18 protein-coding genes and 2 rRNA genes (1 of these 20 only partly in view) are annotated in these 24,769 nt (G+C 73.0%); 4 read left to right on the plus strand and 16 right to left on the minus strand.

Going from position 1 to position 24,769, the window contains the following annotated elements:
• Nucleotides 1-228: 228 nt before the first annotated feature.
• From OG455_RS10815 to OG455_RS10825, 3 genes are all read right to left on the minus strand, one after another.
• A complete protein-coding gene (locus OG455_RS10815) occupies nt 229-2,076 on the minus strand; it encodes a tetratricopeptide repeat protein (protein ID WP_266292520.1) in 1,848 nt (615 codons plus the stop codon).
• Nucleotides 2,077-2,277: 201 nt separating this feature from the next.
• A complete protein-coding gene (locus tag OG455_RS10820; protein WP_266292522.1) occupies nt 2,278-2,910 on the minus strand; it encodes an NUDIX hydrolase in 633 nt (210 codons plus the stop codon).
• A gap of 125 nt (nt 2,911-3,035) precedes the next feature.
• On the minus strand, nt 3,036-4,670 hold the full coding sequence (locus tag OG455_RS10825; protein ID WP_266292524.1) for a CTP synthase: 1,635 nt from the start codon (nt 4,668-4,670) through the stop codon (nt 3,036-3,038).
• A 693-nt stretch (nt 4,671-5,363) separates the two neighbouring features.
• Between OG455_RS10825 and OG455_RS10830 the strand changes: the two genes are divergently transcribed.
• Nucleotides 5,364-7,361, plus strand: coding sequence for a glycoside hydrolase family 15 protein (locus OG455_RS10830; RefSeq protein WP_266300725.1), 1,998 nt, complete (start codon nt 5,364-5,366; stop codon nt 7,359-7,361).
• 52 nt (nt 7,362-7,413) lie between these two features.
• Here the strand turns inward: OG455_RS10830 and OG455_RS10835 are convergent, their stop codons facing one another.
• From OG455_RS10835 to OG455_RS10845, 3 genes are all read right to left on the minus strand, one after another.
• Nucleotides 7,414-8,547, minus strand: a complete 1,134-nt coding sequence (locus tag OG455_RS10835) for a glycosyltransferase family 4 protein (protein ID WP_266292526.1) — start codon at nt 8,545-8,547, stop codon at nt 7,414-7,416.
• Nucleotides 8,548-8,679: 132 nt separating this feature from the next.
• The gene (recN, locus tag OG455_RS10840; RefSeq protein ID WP_266300726.1) at nt 8,680-10,413 is read right to left on the minus strand and encodes a DNA repair protein RecN; all 1,734 of its coding nucleotides are present in this window, start codon (nt 10,411-10,413) and stop codon (nt 8,680-8,682) included.
• Nucleotides 10,414-10,488: 75 nt separating this feature from the next.
• Nucleotides 10,489-11,163: a YitT family protein gene (locus OG455_RS10845; protein ID WP_266292528.1), complete on the minus strand. Its 675-nt coding sequence runs from the start codon at nt 11,161-11,163 to the stop codon at nt 10,489-10,491.
• Between the two features lie 118 nt (nt 11,164-11,281).
• On the opposite strand from OG455_RS10845, the gene OG455_RS10850 reads away from it, so the two are divergent.
• A complete protein-coding gene (locus OG455_RS10850) occupies nt 11,282-12,787 on the plus strand; it encodes a PLP-dependent aminotransferase family protein (RefSeq protein WP_266292530.1) in 1,506 nt (501 codons plus the stop codon).
• Nucleotides 12,788-12,818: 31 nt separating this feature from the next.
• On the opposite strand, the gene OG455_RS10855 is transcribed toward OG455_RS10850, so the two are convergent.
• The 4 genes from OG455_RS10855 to OG455_RS10870 all read right to left on the minus strand — a co-directional run bounded on the left by OG455_RS10855 (nt 12,819) and on the right by OG455_RS10870 (nt 15,741).
• Entirely contained in the window at nt 12,819-13,718 is a 900-nt protein-coding gene (locus OG455_RS10855; protein ID WP_266292532.1) for an NAD kinase, read from the minus strand.
• Nucleotides 13,719-13,841: 123 nt separating this feature from the next.
• The gene (locus OG455_RS10860) at nt 13,842-14,648 is read right to left on the minus strand and encodes a TlyA family RNA methyltransferase (RefSeq protein WP_266300727.1); all 807 of its coding nucleotides are present in this window, start codon (nt 14,646-14,648) and stop codon (nt 13,842-13,844) included.
• A 51-nt stretch (nt 14,649-14,699) separates the two neighbouring features.
• Complete coding sequence (locus OG455_RS10865) at nt 14,700-14,936, minus strand: hypothetical protein (protein WP_266292534.1); 237 nt, start codon at nt 14,934-14,936, stop codon at nt 14,700-14,702.
• The gene (locus OG455_RS10870) at nt 14,929-15,741 is read right to left on the minus strand and encodes a hypothetical protein (RefSeq protein ID WP_266292536.1); all 813 of its coding nucleotides are present in this window, start codon (nt 15,739-15,741) and stop codon (nt 14,929-14,931) included. Before OG455_RS10870 ends, OG455_RS10865 begins: the two co-directional genes overlap by 8 nt.
• 153 nt (nt 15,742-15,894) lie before the next feature.
• On the opposite strand from OG455_RS10870, the gene OG455_RS10875 reads away from it, so the two are divergent.
• Nucleotides 15,895-16,242, plus strand: coding sequence for a sterol-binding protein (locus OG455_RS10875; protein WP_266292538.1), 348 nt, complete (start codon nt 15,895-15,897; stop codon nt 16,240-16,242).
• Between the two features lie 51 nt (nt 16,243-16,293).
• On the opposite strand, the gene OG455_RS10880 is transcribed toward OG455_RS10875, so the two are convergent.
• Nucleotides 16,294-17,337: an HAD-IIA family hydrolase gene (locus OG455_RS10880; protein ID WP_266292540.1), complete on the minus strand. Its 1,044-nt coding sequence runs from the start codon at nt 17,335-17,337 to the stop codon at nt 16,294-16,296.
• The gene (locus OG455_RS10885; protein ID WP_266292542.1) at nt 17,334-17,930 is read right to left on the minus strand and encodes a tetratricopeptide repeat protein; all 597 of its coding nucleotides are present in this window, start codon (nt 17,928-17,930) and stop codon (nt 17,334-17,336) included. Before OG455_RS10885 ends, OG455_RS10880 begins: the two co-directional genes overlap by 4 nt.
• A 337-nt stretch (nt 17,931-18,267) precedes the next feature.
• Here OG455_RS10885 and OG455_RS10890 point away from each other — a divergent pair, with 337 nt between their 5' ends.
• Nucleotides 18,268-19,647, plus strand: a complete 1,380-nt coding sequence (locus OG455_RS10890; RefSeq protein WP_266292544.1) for a DUF1015 domain-containing protein — start codon at nt 18,268-18,270, stop codon at nt 19,645-19,647.
• A 111-nt stretch (nt 19,648-19,758) separates the two neighbouring features.
• On the opposite strand, the gene OG455_RS10895 is transcribed toward OG455_RS10890, so the two are convergent.
• The 4 genes from OG455_RS10895 to OG455_RS10910 all read right to left on the minus strand — a co-directional run.
• Nucleotides 19,759-20,760, minus strand: coding sequence for a tetratricopeptide repeat protein (locus OG455_RS10895; RefSeq protein WP_323185463.1), 1,002 nt, complete (start codon nt 20,758-20,760; stop codon nt 19,759-19,761).
• A complete protein-coding gene (locus OG455_RS42060; RefSeq protein ID WP_323185464.1) occupies nt 20,691-22,178 on the minus strand; it encodes a hypothetical protein in 1,488 nt (495 codons plus the stop codon). The genes OG455_RS10895 and OG455_RS42060 overlap by 70 nt, the downstream gene beginning before the upstream one ends.
• 371 nt (nt 22,179-22,549) lie before the next feature.
• Nucleotides 22,550-22,666, minus strand: a 5S ribosomal RNA gene (rrf, locus tag OG455_RS10905).
• Nucleotides 22,667-22,780: 114 nt separating this feature from the next.
• Nucleotides 22,781-24,769, minus strand: a 23S ribosomal RNA gene (locus OG455_RS10910) (it continues 1,131 nt past the right edge of the window).

Consider the following 24,769-nt stretch of genomic DNA (forward strand, 5'->3'; position numbering starts at 1 on the left):
GCAGGGCCGGGGCACGCTGCACTGCGCGACTAAGTCGAGTGTAATGAAGCCCAGCGAATCCGCCAGCCTTCCAAAGTGACTAAATATGCTGCCGTCGTTGGCAGATTCGTAGGCTTGCCTCGGATCGTTCCTGGCAAACCGCCGCACAACCGGCAAACCTCCCAACCCTCCCAAGGTCTACCGGAAGATCATCTGCCGATCATCCGGAGTCCACTCCGGTGACCTGGCTCACCCGCGCCCGGTAAGCCGCTCCAGCACCGCCGCCACCGCCGCCGCGCCCCGCTCGTCGCCGATCCGGCGCAGCAGCACCAGCGCCTCCCGGTACTCCCTGGCGGCCTCCTCGAAGCGGCGCTGGGCGGCGTGCGCCTCACCGATCCGGGCCAGCAGCCGGGCCTGGGCCCCGGGCTCGTCCAGGCCCCGGCGCAGCACCAGCGCCCGGCCGTAGCTGTCGGCGGCGCGCACCGCGTCGCCGAGCGCCCGGTGGCACTCCGCCACGCCCTCCAGGGCGCGGGCCGCGACCGTCTCGTCCAGCGGGGCGCGGCTGTGCGCGTGGGCGGCCCGGTAGTGCCCGGCGGCGGCCTGCCACTGGCCGGCGGCGGCCCGCAGCTCGGCCAGGTTGAGCAGCGCGGCCGCGGCCCGCCGGGGCGCCTCCTGCCGCTCGGCGCAGGTGAGCACCAGCCGGTGCAGCCGGTAGGCGTCGGCGGGCGCGAGCGGCCCGGCCGAGGGCAGGGCCCGCAGCAGCCCGCCGACCAGCCGGGCCGCCGTGCCGTCCAGGTCCGCGCGCTCGACCGCCTGCTCGGCCGCCGCGAGCAGCAGCTCCCGCTCGCCCAGCAGCCAGCCGCGGGCCTGCGCGGCGGTGCGCAGCCGCAGCGGCCCGGGCAGCGGGTCGGGCGTGCCGTGCCCGGGTTCGAGCAGCGCGCGGGCCGCGTCGACCAGCCGCACCAGCCGCTCCAGCAGCCGGGCCCTGGCCAGCTGCACCTCACCGGGACGGTCCAGCCGCTCGCGCAGCTCGGCGAGCTCCACGAAGAAGCGGCCCGGCACCCGGTAGCGCGGGGTGCCGTCGGCGCCCGGTCGGCGCTCCTCCAGCAGCTCGCCCTCGGCCAGCGCGAGCAGCCCGGCGGCGGCCTCCGGCGCGGGGCAGCCGGCCAGCGCGGAGGCGGTGCGCGGGTCGGCCCGCCCGCCCGGGGCCAGCGTGAGGGCGCGCAGCAGCCGGGCCTGGGCCACCGGCAGCGCCCGGTAGCGCAGCCCGAAGGCGGCCGGCAGCACCTCGCCGCCGGCCTCGCGCAGCGCGGTCGCCGCCTCGGGGACGGCCGCCTTGGGGTGGGCCCGCAGCCAGTGGGCCATCAGCCGCAGCGGCGCCGGGCGCCCGGCACAGGCCTCGGCCAGGTCCGCCGCGCCGACCGGGTCGCAGCCGACCCGGGTGCCGCCGACCAGCGCGGTGAGCAACTCGGCGGCGGCCGCCTCGTCCAGGCCCCGCAGGATCACCGGGTCCACCCGGAAGCGGTCGGCCAGCGCGGTGAGCGGTCCGGCGGTGGTGGCCAGCACCAGGCAGCGCGGCTCGTCGGGCAGCAGCGGGCGCAGCTGGGCGGCGTCCGCGACGTCGTCGAGCAGCAGCAGGGTGGCCCGCCCGGTCAGCGCCTCGCGCAGCAGCGCGCAGGCCCCGTCAGCCGCCTGGTCCGCCACCTGGTCCGCCGTCGGCGGCCGTGCGCCGGGCCCGCCCGCTGGGCCGCCCGCTGGGCCGCCCGGCGGTGGCGGCGGCAGCGCGTCGCAGGGCCGGTCGAGCGCGGCGAGCAGCCGCCGGGCGATGGTGCCGGGCGGCTCGGCGGCGCCGTCCGGCCCGGTCAGCCGCTCGGCCAGCACCTGGTACTCGCCCGCCAGCGAGCGGGCGAAGTGCCGGGCCAGCGTGGTGCGCCCGGAGCCCGGCCGCCCGGTGACCACCAGCACCCGGCAGCTGTCGCCGGGCGGGCGGCGGGCCTCGGTCCGCAGCGCGGCCAGCTCGGCGGCCCGCCCGACGAACGGGCGCAGGCCCGGTGGCAGGCCGGCCACCGGCCCGTCGGGAGCCGGGCGTGCGTCCATCGTCGCCGTCTTCCTCGCCACCTGCGCCACTCCCGACCCGGTCGCCCAGCTACCCGTCTGCGAAGCGTAGTTCGCGCGGGGCCCCGGGCCGAGGGGACACCGGTATGACCAAGTGGCAAATCACCCGGGCGTACCAGGCGCACCAGGCGCACCAGGCGTGCGGCCTCGGCGCCCGCGTCCGATCGATCCTGGCGCAGGCCCTCAGGCGGTGAACGGGCGGGCCGGCCAGGGCGCGTCGGCCGGGCGCAGCGCCGGGAGGCCGGGGCCGGTCAGCGCGGCCCGCAGCGCGAGGGTGCCGGAGATCAGCGTGGGGTTGTGCAGCTCCCCCGCCAGCACCAGCTCGACCAGCTCCTCCAACGGCACCCGGGCGAGCTGGATCTCCAGCTCCTCGCCGTCCGCCGCGTACTTCTCCCCCCGCGCCTCGGCCAGGTCGGTGGCCAGGAAGATCCGCAGCGCCTCGTCGGTGCCGCCGGGCGAGGTGTAGAAGTCCACCAGCACCCGCCAGCTCTCCGCCTTGCAGTGCGCCTCCTCGTAGAGCTCGCGCTGCGCGGCGTGCAGCGGGTTCTCGCCCGGCACGTCGAGCAGCCCGGCGGGCAGCTCCCACAGGCGCGCTCGCACCGGGTGGCGGTACTGGCGCACCAGCAGCACCCGCTGCCGGTCGTCCAGCGCCAGCACCGCGACCGAACCCGGGTGGGTCTGGTAGTCGCGCCGCTGGTAGCCGCCGTCGGGCATCAGCACCTCGTCGGTGCGCACCCCGGTGACCCGCCCCTGGAACGGCGTGCTGCTGGCGCGCACCGTCCACTCCTCCGCCTCGTCACGGATCTGCTCGACCATGTCGATCTCCCCTTCTCGCCCGCACGACTTCTCGCCAGTACCGCTTCTCGTCAGTACGACACAATCTAACGCCGAACGGCGGCCCCGCGAGGTCCGCGGGGCCGCCGTTCACCGGAACCGGGTGACTACTCGGCGCCGGTCTTGATCTTGATCGCCGCGGCCACCAGGCCCGCGAAGAGCGGGTGCGGGCGGGTCGGGCGGGACTTCAGCTCCGGGTGGGCCTGGGTGGCCACCAGGTACGGGTGCACCTCGCGCGGGTACTCCACGTACTCCACCAGGTCGCCCTTGGGCGAGAGGCCGGAGAACTGCAGGCCGGTCTTCTCCAGGTCCGCGCGGTAGGCGTTGTTGACCTCGTAGCGGTGGCGGTGGCGCTCCTCGACGTACTGCTCGCCGCCGTAGACCTCGCGGACGATCGAGCCCTCGGCCAGCTTGGCCGGGTAGAGGCCCAGGCGCATGGTGCCGCCCAGATCGCCCTTGCCGTCCACGATCGCCAGCTGCTCGGCCATGGTGGAGATCACCGGGTGCTGGGCGGCCGGCTCGAACTCGGTGGAGTTGGCGTCGGGCAGCCCGGCCAGGTTGCGGGCCGCCTCGATCACCACGCACTGCAGGCCCAGGCAGAGGCCCAGCAGCGGGACCCGGTTCTCGCGGGCGAAGGTGATCGCGGCCACCTTGCCGTTGACCCCGCGGTCGCCGAAGCCGCCGGGGATGCAGATCGCGTCCACGTCGCCGAGCTGCTCGCGGGCACCCTCGGGCGTCTCGCAGTCGTCGGAGGTGACCCACTTGATCTCGACCCGGGCGTTGTTGGCGAAGCCGCCGGCGCGCAGCGCCTCGGTGACCGAGAGGTAGGCGTCGGGCAGGTCGATGTACTTGCCGACCAGCGCCACCTTGACGATGTGCTGGGGCTCGTGGACCCGGCGCAGCAGGTCGTCCCAGGTGGTCCAGTCCACGTCGCGGAAGGCCAGGTCGAGCCGGCGCACCACGTAGGCGTCCAGGCCCTCGCCGTGCAGCACCTTGGGGATGTCGTAGATCGACTTGGCGTCGATGGCCGCGACCACGGCCTCCTCGTCCACGTCGCACATCAGCGAGATCTTGCGCTTGATGGCCTGCGGCACCTCGCGGTCGGCGCGCAGCACGATGGCGTCCGGCTGGATGCCGATGTTGCGCAGCGCGGCCACCGAGTGCTGGGTGGGCTTGGTCTTCAGCTCGCCGGAGGGGCCGATGTAGGGCAGCAGCGAGACGTGCACGAAGAAGACGTTGTCCCGGCCGACCTCGTGGCGGACCTGGCGGACGGCCTCCAGGAACGGCAGCGACTCGATGTCGCCGACCGTGCCGCCGACCTCGGTGATCACCACGTCGACGTCCTCGGTCGCCATCCGGCGGATCCGGGACTTGATCTCGTTGGTGATGTGCGGGATCACCTGGACGGTGTCGCCCAGGTACTCGCCGCGCCGCTCCTTGGCGATCACCGTCGAGTAGACCTGGCCGGTGGTGACGTTGGCCGAGCCGTGCAGGTTGGTGTCCAGGAACCGCTCGTAGTGGCCGATGTCCAGGTCCGTCTCCGCGCCGTCGTCGGTGACGAAGACCTCACCGTGCTGGAACGGGTTCATGGTGCCCGGGTCCACGTTGAGGTACGGGTCGAGCTTCTGCATCGTCACCCGCAGGCCGCGGGCCTTGAGCAGGGCACCGAGGCTGGAGGCCGTGAGCCCCTTGCCGAGCGATGAGGCGACACCCCCGGTGACGAAGAGGTGCTTGGTCGTCACGGCGCGGCCGTTCGCCGCTTTGCCGGAATGGGGCTGTGCCAAGAGGGGGCTCCCGTGGGTCGCAGTCGATGATGACGCTGGTGGAGTGCGGTCGCTGGAGGTGACGCCACGTCAGTAATCGGAGGTCGTCAGTCAGCGGGTCCGGGGCGGTTGATCCACCAGTCCACGGGATACCAGGGTATCAGCGAGGACGGCGGCGCGCGGTCGGCCACCCGGCCGCTGACCCGCCCGGGTGATCATCGAGCCGCCGCCAGGGCCCAGGTGATCAGGGCGGCATGACCCGGAATGATCAGTCCCGGATCGCCCGTTCAACTGCCGTTCTCACCCAGGCGGGCTACTTTCACTCACCGTGCCTGGGCAGACGGCGGTACCTGATCGTTTCCGGGTGCTCAGCCCCCTCCCGTCGTCGTATCCTGCACGGACGCATCGCCGACAGCAGAGCAGGCGAGGACGAGGGGTCCGGACGACACCTCTCCGTCCCCGATGCGCGACCGGACTCCCCCGCTCCACCAGTTCACTCCAGAGCCAGTTCCAGGAACCCACATCCGCGGTTCCGCGCGGCCCGTGCCCGACCCCCGCCACCCGCGGGTCGAAGCGGCGCCCGGACTTGGCACGCGTGTCACCCCCGGCCCCGCAGCATCCGCTCTCGCCCCGTCGGCGACCGCCGAGCACTACCGCGAACTGGAGATGCACGTGGCCGGCCGTATCGAGGACTACGCACTTATCGGGGACATGCAGACCGCCGCCCTGGTCAGCAGAGATGGCGCCGTGGACTGGCTCTGCCTGCCCCGATTCGACTCCCCCGCCGTCTTCGCCGGCCTGCTGGGCACCGATGAACACGGCTTCTGGCGGATCGGCCCCGCCGAGGCCGATCCGGTCGGCGGCCAGGACCGCCCGGCCGCCGCGCCGACCGCGCCGGCCCCGCGGGCCCCGTTCACCGATACGAGTGACCTGAAGGTGGTGCCGAGCAGCGCGTCCGCGCCCGCCGTGCCCGCCGACCGGCGCCGCTACCGGGGTGACTCGCTGATCCTGGAGCAGGAGTGGGACACCCCGCGCGGCAGCGTTCGGGTGATCGACTTCATGCCGCCGCGGCACCTGAGCGGGCAGGAGCCGGTGCCGCAGATGATCCGGATCGTGGAGGGCCTGACCGGCCAGGTGCGGATGCGCTCGGCGGTCCGGATGCGGTTCAGCTACGGCAAGATCGTCCCCTGGGTGCACCGGGTCGAGCAGGGCGACGCGCACCGCACGGTCGCGGTGGCGGGGCCCGATTCGGTCTGGCTGGACGGCGAGTCCGAGACCTACGGCCGGGACCTGACCACCTACGCGGACTTCACCGTCGAGGCGGGCGAGCGGGTGGCCTTCGCCCTCACCTGGCAGCGCTCGCACATGGCTCCGCCGGAACTCCCCGACCCGGAGGGCTCACTCGCGCTGACCGAGGAGTTCTGGCTCGACTGGGTCAGCCAGTGCACCTACCAGGGCCCCTACCAGGAGGCCGTGGTCCGCTCGCTGATCACCCTCAAGGCCCTCACCTACGCCCCCACCGGCGGCATCGTGGCGGCGCCCACCACCTCGCTGCCCGAGGACATCGGCGGCGAGCGCAACTGGGACTACCGCTACACCTGGCTGCGGGACGCCGCGATCACCCTCTCCTCGCTGCTGCGCACCGGCTACCGGGAGGAGGCGCGGGCCTGGCGCGAGTGGCTGCTGCGCGCGGTGGCCGGCGACCCGGAGAACCTGCAGATCATGTACACCATCACCGGCCGGCGCGAGCTGAACGAGTCGGTGCTCGACTGGCTGCCCGGCTACGAGGGCTCGGCCCCGGTGCGGGTCGGCAACGGCGCCGCCGACCAGCTCCAGCTCGACGTCTACGGCGAGGTGGTCGAGGCGCTCTACCTGGCCCAGATGACCGGGCTGTCCCGCAACGACCACGCCCACCTGCTCCAGCTGCGCCTGATCAGCTACCTGGAGGAGCACTGGAAGGCCCCCGACGAGGGCATCTGGGAGGTGCGCGGGCCGCGCCGGCACTTCGTCCACTCCAAGGTGATGGCCTGGGTCGCGGTGGACCGCACCATCAAGCTGATCGAGCAGACCCCGGCCGAGGGCCCGCTGGACCGCTGGCGGGCGCTGCGCGACGAGATCCACGCGGACGTCTGCGAGAAGGGCTACGACGCCGGGCGCAACACCTTCACCCAGTACTACGGCGGCACCGAGCTGGACGCCTCGCTGCTGCTGATCCCGCAGGTGGGCTTCCTGCCGCCGGACGACAAGCGGGTGATCGGCACCATCGAGGCGATCCAGCGCGAGCTCTCCACCGAGGACGGCTTCGTGCTGCGCTACCCCACCCACGACGAGTCCGGCGCGAATGTCGACGGGCTCTCCGGCCACGAGGGTGCGTTCCTGGCCTGCTCGTTCTGGCTGGCCGACGACCTGGCGATGATCGGGCGGGTGGCCGAGGCGCGCGAGCTGTTCGAGAAGCTGCTCGCGCTCCGCAACGACCTGGGACTACTGGCCGAGGAGTGGGACCCGCGGCTCAAGCGGCAGGTCGGCAACTTCCCGCAGGCCTTCAGCCACGTGCCGCTGATCGACACCGCGCTGCGGCTGACCGCCTGCGGCGCCGCCTACCTCGCCCCGCAGCCGCCGGCCGCCGAGAACGCGGCCCGGCAGCCCGGGCGCCAGCCCGTCCGGTCCTGAGGCCGGGCCCGGGGCGGGGTCCAGGGCCGGGTGCCCGTGCGGCGGCGCCGGCTCAGCGGCGCTGGACCAGCTCGTCGTAGGTGCTGAGCACCTGCGCCACGGTGGCGGCCTCGTCCGGCCAGGTCTCGGCCTGGAGGGGGCCCGCCTCGGCGAGCGCGGCCCGGCGCCCGGGGTCGGCCAGCAGCGAGCGGACCGCCGCCGCGAGCGCCGCCGGGTCACCGCCGGGGACCAGCTCGGCGGCGTCGCCGACCAGCTCGGGGATCCCGCCGACCGCGGTCGCCACCAGCGGCACCCCGGCCCGCAGCGCCTCCTGGGCGACCAGCGAGCGGGCCTCCCACCGGCTGGGGATCACCACCAGGTCGGCGGCGGCCAGCAGTTCGGGCACGTCGGCGCGGTGGCCCAGCAGCCGCACCGGCAGCTGCTCGGCGGCCACCCGCTCGGCCAGCTCCGCCTGCTGGGGGCCGTCCCCGGCGATCAGCACCAGCACGTCGCCGAGACCGTGGGCGGCGTCCAGCAGCTGGGCGTAGCCCTTGTGCGGCACCAGTCGGCCCACCGCCAGCACCAGCGGCCGGTCCGGCTCGCCGGGGGCGAGCAGCGCGGCGCGGGCCGCCGCCCGGTCCAGGCCCGCCACCTCGCGCGGCGGTGCGGCCACCGGGCCGAGCCGGGCATCGGTGGCGCCCAGCTCCCGGGCCCTGGCCACCAGGTCGGAGGAGGCACCGAGCACCAGGTCGGCGGCGCGCGCCACCCGACGCTCCATCAGCCGCTGCAGCCGCCGCTCCAGGCCGGTGGCCAGCAGGGCGTGATGGAACGTCACCACCAGCGGGGTCTCGGGCCGCAGCCCCGGCAGCCGGCCCGCGGTGCGCAGCGCCAGATCGGCGAGCAGGCCGGCCCGCAGGCCGTGCGCGTGCACCAGGTCGGCGCCGGTGAAGGCCCGGCGCAGCTCGCCGATCGCGACGGCGTCGCTGCGGGCACCCGAGGTCGGGGTGATCTCCACCGGATGGAAGACCGCGCCGGTGCGGGAGAGCCCGAAGAGCGCGTCGGACTCGGCGGGTGCGCAGAGGGTCACCTTGACCCCGTGTGCGGTCAGGCCCTGGGCCAGCGAGCGCACATGGGCGCCGATCCCGCCGCTGCCGGCGGACAGCACCAGCACTACGTGCAACTGGCCCGGGTCCGGGGAATGGTCCACGTCGTATCGCTCTCACTTAGAAAACCAAGCTCCGTCGCCACCATGCCAGGTCGCGAGGGCTCTTGGACAGTCGGCACCACGGGCGGGGCCGGTCGGCACCACGGGCGGGGCTCAGGCCTGCTCGGGCGGGGCTCAGGCCTCCTTGGGCCCGCGGGCGGCGGCCAGCAGCTCCTCGGCGTGCGCCCGGCCCAGCTCGGAGTCCTCCAGGCCGGCCAGCATCCGGGACAGTTCGCGCACCCGCTCCTCGTCGCCGAGGGTCTTCACGCCACTGCGGGTGACCGTGCCGTCGTTGGTCTTCTCCACCACCAGGTGGCGGTCGGCGAAGGCCGCGACCTGCGGCAGGTGGGTGACCACCACGACCTGGGCGCTGCGGGCCAGCTTGGCCAGCCGCCGCCCGATCTCGACGGCCGCCTTGCCGCCGACGCCCGCGTCCACCTCGTCGAAGAGGTAGGTGGGCACCGGGTCGGAGGCGGCGAAGACCACCTCGACGGCGAGCATCACCCGGGAGAGCTCACCGCCGGAGGCACCCTTGGCGATCGGGCGCGGCGCCGCGCCCGGGTGCGGCGCGAGCAGCACCTCGACCTCGTCCACGCCGTGCGAGCCGTAGGCGACGGTGCGGCCCTGAAGCTCCAGGCCGTCCGGGTCCTCGATCCGGCTCAGCGCGAAGGTGACCTTGGCGTGCGGCATGGCCAGCTCGGTCAGCTCGGCCGAGACCGCCTGGGCGAACCGGCCGGCCGCCGCCTGCCGGGCGGCGGAGAGCTCGGTGGCCAGCACGGCCAGGGCGGCGCGCAGCTCGGCCTCCTCGGCGGCCAGCTCCTCGATCCGCTCGTCGTCGCCGTCCAGCTCCACCAGCCGCTGGGCGCCCTGCTCGGCCCAGGCGACCACCTCGGCGGTGCCGCCCTCGACGCTGCCGTACTTGCGCAGCAGCTGGGCCAGCACCGCGCGGCGCTCCTCGACCGCGGCCAGCCGGGCCGGGTCGGCGTCCAGGTCGTCGGCGTAGAGCGCGAGGTCGCCGGCCACGTCGGCGAGCAGGTAGCCGACCTCGGCCAGCCGCTCGGCCAGCGTGGCCAGCCGCTCGTCGTGGCTCCGCACGCCCTCCAGCGCGCGGCGGGCCTGGCCGAGCAGGGTGCCGGCGTCCAGCGTGTCGGGGTCGCTAGGATCGCCGGCCAGCGCGGCGTGCGCGAGCACGGCGGAGGAGGAGAGCGCGTCGGCGTGCCCCAGCCGCTCGGCCTCGGCGGCCAGCTCCACCTCCTCGCCGGCCACCGGTTCGGCGGCGGCGACCTCCTCCAGGCCGAAGCGGAGCAGATCGGCCTCCTGGGCCCGCTCCCGGGCCTGGGTGGTCAGCTCGGCCAGGGCCGTGGAGACCTCGCGCAGCCGCCGGTAGCCGGCCCGGTAGCGGGCCAGCGCGTCGGCCACCGCCGCGCCCGCGTAGCGGTCCAGCGCGCCGCGCTGGCGGGCCGGGCGCAGCAGCCGCTGCTGGTCGCTCTGGCCGTGCACCGCGATCAGGTCTTCGCCCAGCTCGGTGAGCAGGCCCACCGGCACCGAGCGGCCGCCGACGTGCGCGCGTGAGCGGCCCTCGGCGGAGACGGTGCGGCTGATCAGCAGCGCGCCGTCGTCCAGCTCCGCGCCGGCCTCCAGTGCGCGCAGTGCCGCCGGGGAGTCGGCGGGCAGGGTGAGCCGGCCCTCGACCACGGCCCGCTCCGCGCCGCCGCGGACCAGCCCGGGGTCGGCCCGACCACCGAGCAGCAGGCCCAGACTGGTCACCACCATGGTCTTGCCCGCACCGGTCTCACCGGTCACGACGGTGAAGCCGGGTGCCAGCTCCACCACCGCGTCGTCGATGACACCAAGATCCCGTATCCGCATCTCGTCCAACACGGAGACGACCTTACGAGACCCCGGCCCCGGCGCGCGACGAGCCGGGGCCCAGGGGGCCGAAGTTCATTCCTTCCGGGCCTCCGCGTCCGGAACGGCCCGGCCCTCCACCGGAACGGTCCGGCTCTCCACGGTCGGGACCGCGCACCAGCGCAGGAAGAACTGCGCCAGCGGGCCGATCGCCAGTGCGTACGCGATCGTCCCCACCCCCGCCTGGCCGCCCAGCAACATGCCGACCAGCAGCACGGTCAGCTCAAGGCCGGTGCGCATCAGGCGCAGCGAGCGGCCGGTGCGCCGGTGCAGGCCGGTCATCAGGCCGTCGCGCGGGCCGGGGCCCAGGCCCGCGCCGATGTAGAGGCCGGTGGCCAGCCCGTTGAGCAGGATCCCGGCGGTCAGCAGCGCGATCCGCGCGGCGAGGCCGTGCTGGACCGGCAGCAGCGCGATGGTGCGGTCCATCGCCACGCCGAGGATCAGCACGTTGCCGAGCGTCCCGATGCCCGGGCGCTGGCGCAGCGGGAGCCAGAGCAGCAGCACGCAGACGCCGGTCAGGTTGACCACCGTCCCGATGCTCAGGCCCAGCCGTTCGGCCAGCCCCTGGTGGAAGACGTCCCAGGGGTCGAGCCCGAGCGCGGCGCGGTAGGTCAGGCCGTTGCTGACGCCGTACAGCACCAGGCCGCCCAGCAGCTGGGGCAGGCGGCGGCCGAGGGTCGAGGTGTCGCGGGGCAGGGCGAGGATCGCCATCGAGGGCTCCTTACGGACGGTGCACGGGCCCACTGCCGTCGAGCGGGCCGCCCTGCCATGATGGGAAGTCCACTGGCCTCGCTTACAGGGCCAATCCGAGTGAAGTGGACTGCTCCCGATGAGCGACTGGCAGAGCACCATCACGCCGCCCGCCCTCGCCCGGCTGCTGCGCGCCACCCCCGCGTCGGCCACCGCGGGGCGGCAGCGCCGCCCCGCCTACCGGGCGCTGGCCGCCCAGGTCCAGCGCCTGGTCAGCGAGGGACGGCTGCCGGTGGGCACCCGGATGCCCGCCGAACGCGAGCTGGCCGCCGCCCTGGAGCTGAGCCGGACCACCATCGCCACCGCCTACGAGACGCTGCGCGCCGAGGGCTACCTGCACAGCCGGCGCGGCTCGGGCAGCTGGACGGCACTGCCCGCCGGCAGCTCGCCGCCCACCGACGCGCTCTTCCCGCTGCCGCCCGACTCCTGCGGGCAGCTGATCGACCTGGGCGCCGCCTCCCCGGCCGCGCCGCAGCCGCTGCTCGCCGAGGCCGCCGCCCGCGCCATGGAGCAACTGCCCGCCTACGCGCTGGGCCACGGCCACTACCCCACCGGCGTCCCGGTGCTGCGCGAGGCGGTGGCCCAGCGGTTCACCGAGCGCGGGCTGCCCACCACCCCCGACCAGATCCTGATCACCACGGGCGCGATGAGCGCGCTCGACCTGGTGCGGCGCGGGCTGCTGCGGCGCGGCGACCGGGTGGCCGTCGAGTCGCCCAGCTACGCGCACCAGCTGCGCGCGCTGCGCCAGTCCGGAGCCCGGCTGGTGCCCGTCCCGCAGCACCGGCCCCAAGGCGCCGAGCAGCTGCCGCGCTGGGACCTGGACGACTGGCGCCAGGTGCTGCGCGGCGCGAGCCCGCGCCTGGCCTACCTGATCCCCGACTTCCACAACCCGACCGGTGCGCTGATCGGCGAGGAGCAGCGCCGCGAGCTGCTCGCCGCCGCCCGGGCCGCCGGGACGACGGTGCTGGCGGACGAGACGATGGCGGAGCTGGGCTGGGGCACCGACCGGATGCCCCGGCCGATGGCCGCGCTGGACCGGACCGCCGAGGTGGTCACCGTGGGCTCGGCCGGCAAGCTGATCTGGGGCGGCCTGCGGGTCGGCTGGATCAGGGCCTCACCCGCGCTGGTCCGGCGACTGGCCGCCGACCGGATCCACATCGACGTCGGCACGCCGGTGCTGGACCAGCTGATCTGCGCGGCCCTGATCGGCGAGCGGTTCACCGAGCTTCGCGAGCACCGGCTGGCCCGGCTGCGCGAGAGCGTGGCGGCGCTGCTGCCGGCCCTGCGCGAGCACCTGCCGAGCTGGCGGTTCGCCGAACCGGCCGGCGGCATGACGCTCTGGCTGGACACCGCCGGCCTCTCGGGCGCGGCCCTCGCCCGGGCCGGCGAGCAGCTCGGCCTGCGGATCGCGATGGGCTCGCGATTCGGGACGGACGGCGCCTTCGAGGCCTTCGTCCGGCTGCCGCTGACGGTGCCCGCCGCGGCCGCGACCACCACCGCCGAACGGCTGGCGGCCGCGGCGGCGGTCGCGGCGGCGGAGCAGGGCCGGCACGGCGCCCCGGCGGCGGAGGCGCTGGCCGTCTGACCGCCACCGCCACCGCGTTGGTGACGGACAGTCAGCAGAGCGAGCGGCCGCGCCAGCCGGTCACCGGCAGCGCGAACTTGGCCACCAGGCGATCGGTGAACGGCGCCTGGTGCAGCCGGGCCAGCCGGACCGGCACCTTGCCGCGCCGCACCTCCACCCGGGCCCCGGCCGGCAGCTCGAAGGAGCGCCGCCCGTCGCACCAGAGCACCCCGTGCGGCGTCTTGGGCATCACCTCGACAGCCAGCACCGAGTCCGGCGAGGTCACCAGCGGCCGGGCGAAGAGCGCGTGCGCGCTGATCGGCACCATCAGCAGCGCCTCCACCTCCGGCCAGACCACCGGGCCGCCGCCGGAGAAGGCGTAGGCGGTGGAACCGGTCGGGGTGGAGAGGACCACCCCGTCGCAGCCGAAGTTGGACACCGGACGGCCGTCCACCTCGGTGACCACCTCCAGCATCCGCTCCCGGGAAGCCTTCTCCACCGAGGCCTCGTTGAGCGCCCAGTCCTCGTGCACCACGTCGCCGTTGGTGCGGACCAGCACGTCGAGGGTCATCCGCTCCTCGACCTCGTAGGCGCCGTCCACCACTCGCTCGACCACCACGGCCAGGTCGTCCCGCTCCGCCTCGGCCAGGAAGCCGACCCGGCCCAGGTTGATGCCCAGCATCGGCAACCCGGTGTCCCGGGAGAGCTCGGCACCGCGCAGCAGCGTGCCGTCGCCGCCGGCCACCAGGATCAGTTCGCAGCCGTCGGCCGCACCGTGCCCCGCCCGCACCGTCTCCACCCCGTCGGGCAGATCGAGGTCGACCGCTTCGGCGGCCAGCAGCCTGATCCTGATGCCCGCCTTCAACAGGCCCTCGACCAACTGCTCGACACTGCGCAGCGCGGCCTCCCGGCCGGTGTGCGCGATCAGGAAGACCGTACGTCCCTCGCTCATGCCCTCTCCCTACGTCCACCGGGTCGCGTGTTGTCGCCCTTCGCACCAGGGCCCACGACGTGCTGCCCTGGACCGGTCCCCCCGCTGCCGCGGCGCCGGCCTCGACGCACCTGTCCCGGCAGCCTAGCGGGGCCCCTCGGCGACGGCCCGGTCCGCCTCGGCCGGATCGAGCTGCGGTGCGTCACGCCGCAGCCACAAGAAGTACTCAACGTTACCGGAAGGGCCGGGCAGCGGGCTGGCCGTCACCGCGCGTACACCAAGGCCCAACTCCCATGCCTGTCCGGCCACCTGACGGACCATCTCGGCCCGCAGCTGCGGGCTGCGGACCACGCCGCCGCTGCCGAGGCGCTCCTTGCCGATCTCGAACTGCGGCTTGACCATCAGCACCAGGTCGGCGTCCGGCGCGGCGCAGGAGGCCAGGGCGGGCAGCACCAGGCCGAGCGAGATGAAGGAGAGGTCGCCGACCACCAGGTCGACCGGCTCACCGCCGATCAGCTCCACGGTCAGCTCGCGCACGTTGGTGCGGTCCATCACGGTCACCCGGTCGTCGCTCTGCAGCGACCAGGCCAGCTGCCCGTAGCCGACGTCCACGGCCAGGACACCGGCCGCCCCGGACCGCAGCAGCACGTCGGTGAACCCGCCGGTGGACGCGCCCGCGTCGAGCGCCCGGCGGCCCTGGACCACCAGGCCCTGCGGGACGAAGGCGGCGAACGCGCCGGCCAGCTTGTGGCCGCCGCGCGAGACGTAGTCCGGGTCGTTCTCGTCCTTGGCGACCACCACGGCCGCCGAGGTCTCCACCTGGGTGGCCGGCTTGGTCGCGGTGGCCCCGCCGATGCTCACCCGCCCGGCCGCGATCAGCTCGCTGGCGTGCTCGCGCGAGCGGGCCAGATTGCGGCGGACCAGCTCTGCGTCGAGTCGGCGTCGTGCCACTGCCACGGGTGGTTCAGCTCCTAGCGGTTCAGTTCTCAGCGGTCCAGCGGTCTAGCTGTCGTCGAGGGTGGTGAGGATGGTGCTCAGGGTCTCGTGGACATCTTCGTACACGGCCGCGTGCTCGGTGGTGGGCACCCCGTCCAACACCGCGAGGCGGTCCAGGGCGGCGTCGACCCCGGGGTGGCCGGTGGGGTCCAGCGGGACGCCGAGCGGCTCGGGCTCCGGCTCCCACGGGCTCACGGCCTCGGGTGCCGGAGGTGCCGGAGGTGCCAGGGGCGGCTCAGACATCGCCGGTGTCCGTCCGGGGCTTCGGCGCGCGGGCGGCCTTCTTGGTGGCGGGCGCCTTCTTGGCAGCGGCCGTCTTCTTGGTGGCGGGCGCCTTCTTGGCAGCGGGCGCCTTCTTCGCGGCCGGCTGCTCGGCCGCGGCCTTCTTCGCCGCGGCCTTCTTCGGCGCGCTCTTCTTCGCCGGGGACCGCTTCGCCGCCGCCCGCTTCACCGCCGGCGGCTCCTGCGGCTGCGGCTCCAGCGGGCCGGTGGCGAAGCCTGCGGCCTCGCCTTCCTCGCCCTCCTCACCCACATCGCCCTCCTCGCCTGCCACGCCGGCCGGGGGCTCGGGCTGCCAGCCCTCCGCGAACAGGGCCTCCGCCCGACCGGCCGGGAAAGTCGATCCGCCCGACTTCTCCCGCCTCGGGCCTGAATCCGCGCCCGACTCGGCACCGGCCTCGGCCTCGGCTGCCTCGCGGTCGGTGCCCTCCAGGTCGTGCAGCTTGCCCTCCAGGTAGGCGAGGACCACGCCGACCTTCACCACCTGGTCGCCCAGCCGGCCGACCCGCTCGACCGCCTTCTCGGCCTCCGCACGGGCCAGGCCGAGCGCCAGGTCCAACCCGCCCCGGCCGACCGTCACGAACTCCTGGGTCAGGGTCTCCAGCCGCTGGACGACCGGCGGCAGCTGGGTCGCCACGGTGCGCTCGGCCGCCGCCAGGTCCACCCCGGCGCGCTCCAGCAGCTCGGCCGCCGTCCCCACCGCCCGGCGACCGACCGCCTCCGCGAGCCCGGTGGCCACCTCCACGTACCCCCGAAGCAACTGCCGCATCTCCCGGTGCCTCCTCCATGCCGTCCTGGCCGTGCTGTGCCCGGAAACGACGCTACCGCGTCCGCCCACCGGCGCGCGGCAGCACTGGGCGCCCGGCGCAACCGGCCGCACCCGGTACCGTGGCCCGACACCCCTGACCCCGGAGGCGAGACCGTGGCCGAACCAGAGGAGTGCCGCACGGCGCTGGAGCAGCTCAGCCGGAACCTGGCACAGGCGGGCGGCGACCTACGCCGGGCGGCCGCGCTGGACCGCTCGCTCAGCTGCTGGCTCACCGACCTGGACCTGACCTTCACCGGCGTGCTGCGCGGCGGCCGGATCGAGGACCTCGCGCAGGCACCCGGCGCCCCCGGCACCAAGGCCGCGATCCGGCTCACCATGACCAGCGATGACCTGGTCGCGCTGGTCGGCGGCCGGCTGAACTTCGCCGGCGCCTGGGCCGGCGGCCGGGTCAGGCTGGAGGCGGGCTTCCGCGACCTGCTCCGGCTGCGCACCCTGCTCTGACCCGCTGCCCGCGACCTCGACAGCGGCCCGCCGCCCCGGGCCGCGGCCCGTTCAGAAGCCGAGCTCAGCCAGCGCCTTGCGCCCGTCCACCGCCTCCCCGGTGCGGTCCAGCTCCGCCCAGGCCATCGCGCACAGCGCCCGCAGGCCGTCAAAACCGTCGTCGTCGCCCTCGCCGCCCTCGGCCTCGCCACCGACCCGCAGCTCACCGTCCGCCACCTTCGCCCAGCGGCCGCGGCAGACGAAGCCGCCCTCAGGGCCCGCCGTCACGGCCGGGTGCGGCCGCAGGAGCCCGCGCAGGTCGGCCGCCAGGTAGGTGGGGCGGTGCTCGACCGGCGCGCCGAGCAGCTGCGCGGGGGTGGCCACACCGGTGAAGACCAGCAGGCTGTCCACGCCGCCGTTGTGGGCGCCCTCGATGTCGGTGTCCAGCCGGTCGCCGACCACCAGCGGCCGCTTCGCCCCGGTCCGCAGCACCGTCTCACGGTGCATCGGCGGCAGCGGCTTGCCCGCCACCTCGGGCTCGGCGCCGGTCGCGGCCCGGACGGCGGCCACCAGCGTCCCGTTGCCCGGTGCCACCCCGCGTGCCGTCGGGATCGACAGGTCGGTGTTGGAGGCCACCCAGGGCAGCCCGCTCGCCACCGCGTAGGACGCCTCGGCCAGCCGCTCCCAGCCGACCGAGGGGTCGAAGCCCTGCACCACGGCCGCCGGGCCGTCGGACAGCGAGTCGACCGCCACCAGTCCCCGCTCGGCCAGTGCCTCGACCAGCCCCGCCCCGCCGATCACCAGCACCTTCGACCCGGCCGGCACCTTCTCGGCGACCAGCCGGGCGGCCGCCTGGGCGGAGTTGATCACATCGGACGGCTCGGCCGGAACGCCCAGCTCGGTGAGGTGCTCGGCGACCACCCGGGGCGGCCGGGAGGCGTTGTTGGTGACGTACGCGAGCCGCATCCCGGCCTCGCGGGCCGCCGCCAGCGAGTCCACCGCGTGCGCGATGGCGCCCTGGCCGGCGTAGACCACCCCGTCCAGATCGAGCAGTGCGGTGTCGTACGCCGCCGTCAGCGGCTGGTCGCTGCGGCCCGGGAGCTGCGTGTCCGTCATGCCTGATCGTCCCCATCGTTCGACTCGTCGGTGCGCTGGTGCGGTGCCTGGTAACCGGGTGCGCCCGGCAGCGGCGGGCCCCACTTGCCCGCCCGGGCCGCCAGGGTGGCCCGGGTCTGGCGCAGCGCCGCCCGGTAGTGCTCGGCCTGCGGCTGCATGGCCACCGCGAGCGCCAGGTGCTCCGCCGAGGTCTCGAAGTCGCCGAGCCTGGCAGCGGCGACCCCCCAGCCGAACTGAGCGTAGTCGTCCGAGGGATCGGCCTGGGCCACGGCCTGGAAGTTCTCCGCGGCGGCCGCGTAGGAGCCCGCGTCGAACTGGGCCCTGGCCAGCATCTCCCGGATGCTCTTGGAGCCGGGCTCGACCGCCGCCGCCCTGGCCAGCAACTGCTCGGCGGCTGCCGGGTGACCCTCGGCCAGCAGCCGCTCACCGCGCCGGAACCAGTCGTACACCTCGCCCAGCGGCGCCCCGTCACCGCCGCCCGGCAGCGACTGCCCGCCCGCGCCACCGGCGTCCTGGCCCCGGCCCTGTCCCTGACCTTGTCCCTGGCCCTGCCCCTGCCCCTGCCCCTGCCCCTGCCCCTGCCCACTGCTCATGCCCGGCCTCGTCTCACTCGTCCTCGGTCCACCGCGGGCCGCGCCGCCCACGCGTTCTCGGAACAACGTCGTTCCCGGATACCTTTCCCAGGTTTGATCTCCACCACCGCATGGCGAAGAGATCCACACGCGGACCAGGACAGGCCTTTCCGGTCCTGGCAACCCGCGGGCCACCCAGCAGCCGGACCATGGAAACTAAGCTGTCAGCTTCCGAGGCACCGAACACGGCGTGCACCACCCCCGCACGACCGCCGTCCACCGCCCCACGTCCCGGTCCGACGATCCGACGACCCATTCCTCTCCGGCCCACAGGCCGGAGCCCGACGGGAGAGATCTGATGAGTGCACCCAGTGCGGGAAGCGGCGCGACACCGCCACCGAGCGGCCCTGGTGACCCCGGGCACGTCGCAACGGCCGGGCTGTCCCTGTGGCCCTTCCGCGGCCTGCGGTACGTCCCCGAACGGGTCGGCACGCTCGCCGCCGTCACCTCCCCGCCCTATGACGTGGTGGACCCGCACCGGCGGCTGAGCCTGGAGACGGCCGACCCGCACAACGTGGTCCGGCTGATCCTGCCGCGCCCCGAGCCCGACGACACCGGTGAGCGCGCCGACCGCGACACCCGCTACCGGCACGCCGCCCGGCTGCTGGAGAGCTGGCTGCGCGAGGGCGTGCTGGCCCCCGACCCGCGGCCCGCGCTGTACGTCTACGAGCAGCGGACCGCCGCCGACAGCCCCACCGGAGAGCTGCTGCAGCGCGGCCTGATCGGCGCCCTTGCGGTCAGCGGCCGCGAGGGCGCGGTGGTGCTGCCGCACGAGGACGTGATGCCGCGCCCGGTCGCCGACCGCGTCGGCCTGATGCGCACCACGCGGGCCAACCTGGAACCACTGCTGCTCACCTACCGCGGCAAGGGGCCGGCCGCCGCGGTGATCGAGCGGACCGTGCTCGGCGAACCCCTGCTCACCACCACCACCTCGGACGGCACCCGGCACCGGCTGTGGGCCGTCACCGACCCGGTCGAGCTGGCCGAGGTCTCCCGCGACCTGGCCACCTGCCGGGCGCTGATCGCCGACGGGCACCACCGCTGGGAGATGTACCTGAGGCTCCAGCGCGAGCACCGCCACCTGCCGTTCAGCCCGTGGGACCGCGGCATGGTGCTGCTGGTGGACACCGCCCGCTACCCGCTGCGGGTGCGCGCCATCCACCGGGTGCTCTACCGGCTGCCGCTGCGACGCGCGCTGGAGGCGCTCACGGTGTGCGAGGACGGCTGGCGGGTCAGCGAACTCAGCGGAGACCTGAACGCCGCGCTGGCCGCACTCGACGAGGCCAAGCGGGCGGGCGGCAACGCCTTCGTGCTGACCGGCGGCGACGGCGTACGCCGACTGCTGACCGGGCCCGGCGAGGCGCTGCTGGACACCACCGTGGCCAAGGACAGGCCCGAGGAGTGGCGGCACCTGGACGCCACCGTGCTGCACGCCACCCTGCTGGAGCACGTCTGGCAGGTACCGGACGGCCCCGACGACATCGGCTACCTGCACGCCGCCGCGGCCGCCGAGCGGGAGGCCGCCCGCACCGGCGGCACCGCCGTGCTGCTGCACCCGGTCGACGAGGGCGTGGTCCGCCGGCTGGCCGAGCAGGGTGTGACCATGCCGCGCAAGTCCACCTCCTTCGGCCCCAAGCCCGCCAGTGGGCTGGTGCTGCGGAGCCTGGAGCTGGGCTGAGCACGGCCGAAACGAAGGGAGGAGGCTCCCGCCCGGTCGGGCGGGAGCCTCCTCCCTTTTTCGTCAACTCGTTCTCGTCAGCTCGCAGCGCCTCGGCGCCGGCTCGCCGGATCAGTCGCGGTCGCGGATCCGGGCGATGTCGGCCTCGTCGGCCTCTTCCATCTCGAGGTCGTCCTCGTCGTAGTACTCCTCGACGTCCTCGTCCTCCTCGAAGATGACCTCGTTCTCGCCCTCGTCGCGGGTAGAGCGGCCACTGCGCGGGGCCGGACGCTCGTCACGGTCGTCACGGTCGTCACGCTCATCGCGGTCCGCGCGGTCGTCGGCCTCGCGGTCGGCCTCGTCGCGGTCATCCTCGTCGCGGTCGTCGCGGTCGTCGCGCTCGTCGCGGTCGTCGCGGTCGTCCTCGTCGCCTTCCTCGGCGTCGGGGTCGAGGGCATCGACGAACTCCAGCCCGTCGATCTCGGCGAGCCGCTCGGAGGCGTTGGTGCTGCCGTCCGGGTCGGCGTCGGCGGCCTTGGCGAACCAGTCGCGCGCCTCCTCGCCCCGGTCGGCCGCGATCAGCGCCTCGGCGTACGCGTAGCGCAGCCGGGCGGTCCACGGGTGGATCGCGCTGGAGGCCAACTCCGGGCTCTGCAGCGTGACCACCGCGGCGTCGAACTGACCCAGGTCGGCCCGGGCACCGGCGGCGACCAGGCGCATCTCGACCTGACCCGCCTTGTCCAGCTGCTTCACCTCGGCCTCACCGGCCATCGCCAGCGCCCGCTCCGGACGGCCCAGACCGCGCTCGCAGTCGGCCATCACCGGCCACAGGTCCACCCGGCCGGTCATCCGGCGCGCGGCACGGAACTCGGTCAGCGCCTCCGAGTAACGCTGCGTCATGTAGGAGGCGAAGCCGGCCGCCTCCCGCACCGAGGCGACCCGGGAGGCCAGCCGCAGCGCGACCCGCGAGTACTTGTAGGCCTCCTCCGGCTCGGTGTCGAGCAGCTGGGCGACCATCACCAAGTTGCGCGCCACGTCGTCGGCCAGCGTCTTGGGCAGGCTCTTCAGCTCCTGGCGCACATCCGCGTCGATCTCGTTCCCGGTGACGTCCTCGGGGATCGCCAGCCGCTGCACCGGCTCGAAGTTGCCCCGGCGGTCGTCATAGCCGCCCCGGTCACTGTCGCGGTCGTCGCGACGCCCCTCGAAGCGCCCACCGCGGCTCTCGTAGGAACGGCCCCCGCGGTCGCCACCGGACGGGCGGTCGCCGTACGAGGGACGCCCACCACGGTCGCCGCCACGGTCACGGTCACCGTAGGACGGACGGTCACCGCCACGGAACCCACCACGGTCGCCACCCGAGGGACGGTCATCACGGCGGAAACCGGACGGGCGGTCATCGCGGCGGAAGCCGCCACGGTCGCCACCGGAGGGACGGTCGCCATACGAGGGACGGCCACCACGGTCACCACCGGAGGGACGGTCACCGTAGGACGGACGGTCATCGCGACGGAAACCGCCACGGTCACCACCGGAGGGACGGTCACCGTACGAGGGACGGCCACCACGGTCACCACCGGAAGGACGGTCACCGTAGGACGGGCGGTCATCGCGACGGAAACCGCCACGGTCACCACCGGAGGGACGGTCACCGTAGGACGGACGGTCATCGCGACGGAAGCCACCACGGTCACCACCGGAGGGACGGTCGCCATAGGACGGACGGCCACCACGGTCACCACCGGAAGGACGGTCACCGTACGAGGGACGCCCACCACGGTCACCACCGGAAGGACGGTCACCGTACGACGGACGATCGTCACGACGGAAGCCACCACGGTCACCACCGGAGGGACGGTCGCCATAGGACGGACGGCCACCACGGTCACCACCGGAAGGACGGTCACCGTAGGACGGACGATCGTCGCGACGGAAGCCGCCACGGTCACCACCGGAAGGACGGTCACCGTACGAGGGACGGCCGCCACGGTCACCACCGGAGGGACGGTCACCGTACGAGGGACGGCCACCACGGTCACCGCCCGAGGGACGATCGCCGTACGAGGGACGGCCACCACGGTCACCGCCCGAGGGACGGTCACCGTACGAGGGACGCCCACCACGGTCACCACCCGAGGGACGGTCACCGTAGGACGGACGGCCACCACGGTCGCCACCGGAAGGACGATCGCCGTACGAGGGACGCCCACCACGGTCACCACCGGAAGGACGGTCACCGTACGAGGGACGGCCACCACGGTCACCACCGGAAGGACGATCGCCGTACGACGGACGCCCACCACGGTCACGGTCACCGTACGACGGACGGTCGCCGCCGGAAGGACGATCGCCGTACGACGGACGCCCACCACGGTCACGGTCACCGTACGACGGACGGTCGCCACCGGAAGGACGGTCACCGTAGGACGGGCGCCCACCACGGTCACCACCGGAGGGACGATCACCGTACGACGGACGGTCACCACCGCGGTAGCCACCGCGGTCGTTGCCACGGTCACGGTCGCCGTACGAGGGGCGGCCGCCACGGTCGCCACCGGAGGGACGGTCACCGCGGTCGTCGCGGCGCGGGCCGCGGTCGTTCGACCAGCCGCCACGGGAACGGGACTCTTGGCCTCGGCCATCGTCCGATCGACGATCGGGGCGGTCCTGGGGCGGGTTCGACATCGCGGTGACTCCTCTGCATCATCAGCTGCGCCATCGGCCGGGCATCGCGTACGCCCGGCGCGGCAGGGTGCCGGCCACCGGGCCAGACACCTTCTTCATTGTCGAGCATCAGCACCCGGCCCGCGCTTGGGGAAGCGGCGGAGGCGGTGGGCGGAGCTCGGTGGTTCGCGGAAAGCGGTTCGCGGAAAACAAAAAAGGCCGTGGCCCCAGCTCATCGCTGGGGCCACGGCCTTGAATAATTGTTCGGCGGTGTCCTACTCTCCCACAGGGTCCCCCCTGCAGTACCATCGGCGCTATGAGGCTTAGCTTCCGGGTTCGGAATGTAACCGGGCGTTTCCCTCACGCTATGACCACCGAAACCCTATCGGGTATTCAGCGAACACACTTTTCAGTTGATAAGTGTTTCTACTTACTTTGTTCGCCGGCGATAGCTGTTCGCTACCCGGGAACCACACAGTGAACGCGAGCGTCTGAGGACAAGCCCTCGGCCTATTAGTACCGGTCAGCTCCACCCATTACTGGGCTTCCACATCCGGCCTATCAACCCAGTCGTCTACTGGGAGCCTTACCCTCTCAAGGAGGTGGGAGTGCTCATCTCGAAGCAGGCTTCCCGCTTAGATGCTTTCAGCGGTTATCCCTCCCGAACGTAGCCAACCAGCCATGCCCTTGGCAGGACAACTGGCACACCAGAGGTTCGTCCGTCCCGGTCCTCTCGTACTAGGGACAGCCCTTCTCAACACTCCTACGCGCACAGCGGATAGGGACCGAACTGTCTCACGACGTTCTAAACCCAGCTCGCGTACCGCTTTAATGGGCGAACAGCCCAACCCTTGGGACCTACTCCAGCCCCAGGATGCGACGAGCCGACATCGAGGTGCCAAACCATCCCGTCGATATGGACTCTTGGGGAAGATCAGCCTGTTATCCCCGGGGTACCTTTTATCCGTTGAGCGACGGCGCTTCCACAAGCCACCGCCGGATCACTAGTCCCTGCTTTCGCACCTGCTCGACCCGTCGGTCTCACAGTCAAGCTCCCTTGTGCACTTACACTCAACACCTGATTGCCAACCAGGCTGAGGGAACCTTTGGGCGCCTCCGTTACTCTTTAGGAGGCAACCGCCCCAGTTAAACTACCCACCAGACACTGTCCCTGATCCGGATCACGGACCCAGGTTAGACATCCAGCACGACCAGAGTGGTATTTCAACGTCGACTCCACGACAACTGGCGTTGCCGCTTCAAAGTCTCCCACCTATCCTACACAAGCCGAACCGAACACCAATATCAAGCTATAGTAAAGGTCCCGGGGTCTTTCCGTCCTGCTGCGCGAAACGAGCATCTTTACTCGTAATGCAATTTCACCGGGCCTATGGTTGAGACAGTCGAGAAGTCGTTACGCCATTCGTGCAGGTCGGAACTTACCCGACAAGGAATTTCGCTACCTTAGGATGGTTATAGTTACCACCGCCGTTTACTGGCGCTTAAGTTCTCAGCTTCGCCCCACCGAAGTGGAGCTAACCGGTCCCCTTAACGTTCCAGCACCGGGCAGGCGTCAGTCCGTATACATCGCCTTACGGCTTCGCACGGACCTGTGTTTTTAGTAAACAGTCGCTTCTCGCTGGTCTCTGCGGCCACACCCAGCTCAGAGAGCAAGTCTCCTCACCAGACATGGCCCCCCTTCTCCCGAAGTTACGGGGGCATTTTGCCGAGTTCCTTAACCATAGTTCACCCGAACGCCTCGGTATTCTCTACCTGACCACCTGAGTCGGTTTGGGGTACGGGCCGCCATGAAACTCGCTAGAGGCTTTTCTCGACAGCATAGGATCATCCACTTCACCACAATCGGCTCGGCATCAGGTCTCAGCCCTAATGAGTGGCGGATTTGCCTACCACTCGGCCTACACCCTTACCCCGGGACTACCACCGCCCGGGCTGGACTACCTTCCTGCGTCACCCCATCGCTCACCTACTACCCTGTTGGATCAGCGGCTCCACCACGTCCCTTCGTCCGAAGACTCCAGGCCGGCTTCACGGCTTTAGCATCCAGAGGTTCGACGTTGGCGCTTCAAAGCGGGTACGGGAATATCAACCCGTTGTCCATCGACTACGCCTGTCGGCCTCGCCTTAGGTCCCGACTTACCCTGGGCAGATCAGCTTGACCCAGGAACCCTTGGTCAATCGGCGCAAGAGTTTCCCACTCTTGTATCGCTACTCATGCCTGCATTCTCACTCGTATCCCGTCCACGACTCGATTCCTCGGCCGCTTCACCCGGAACACGACGCTCCCCTACCCATCCACAGCGTCGTTGGACGTATTCTGTGAATGACACGACTTCGGTGGTGTGCTTGAGCCCCGCTACATTGTCGGCGCGGAATCACTTGACCAGTGAGCTATTACGCACTCTTTCAAGGGTGGCTGCTTCTAAGCCAACCTCCTGGTTGTCTCTGCGACTCCACATCC

The sequence above is a fragment of the Kitasatospora sp. NBC_01287 genome (assembly GCF_026340565.1).
Lineage (GTDB): Bacteria > Actinomycetota > Actinomycetes > Streptomycetales > Streptomycetaceae > Kitasatospora.

Bases quoted from the DNA above. Each gene is read 5' to 3' on its own strand.
- OG455_RS10815 (WP_266292520.1), bottom strand. From the start codon at position 2,076: ATGGACGCACGCCCGGCTCCCGACGGGCCGGTGGCCGGCCTGCCACCG.
- OG455_RS10820 (WP_266292522.1), bottom strand. From the start codon at position 2,910: ATGGTCGAGCAGATCCGTGACGAGGCGGAGGAGTGGACGGTGCGCGCC.
- recN (WP_266300726.1), bottom strand. From the start codon at position 10,413: ATGCGGATACGGGATCTTGGTGTCATCGACGACGCGGTGGTGGAGCTG.
- OG455_RS10845 (WP_266292528.1), bottom strand. From the start codon at position 11,163: ATGGCGATCCTCGCCCTGCCCCGCGACACCTCGACCCTCGGCCGCCGC.
- OG455_RS10850 (WP_266292530.1), top strand. From the start codon at position 11,282: ATGAGCGACTGGCAGAGCACCATCACGCCGCCCGCCCTCGCCCGGCTG.
- OG455_RS10855 (WP_266292532.1), bottom strand. From the start codon at position 13,718: ATGAGCGAGGGACGTACGGTCTTCCTGATCGCGCACACCGGCCGGGAG.
- OG455_RS10865 (WP_266292534.1), bottom strand. From the start codon at position 14,936: ATGTCTGAGCCGCCCCTGGCACCTCCGGCACCTCCGGCACCCGAGGCC.
- OG455_RS10870 (WP_266292536.1), bottom strand. From the start codon at position 15,741: ATGCGGCAGTTGCTTCGGGGGTACGTGGAGGTGGCCACCGGGCTCGCG.
- OG455_RS10880 (WP_266292540.1), bottom strand. From the start codon at position 17,337: ATGACGGACACGCAGCTCCCGGGCCGCAGCGACCAGCCGCTGACGGCG.
- OG455_RS10885 (WP_266292542.1), bottom strand. From the start codon at position 17,930: ATGAGCAGTGGGCAGGGGCAGGGGCAGGGGCAGGGGCAGGGGCAGGGC.
- OG455_RS10890 (WP_266292544.1), top strand. From the start codon at position 18,268: ATGAGTGCACCCAGTGCGGGAAGCGGCGCGACACCGCCACCGAGCGGC.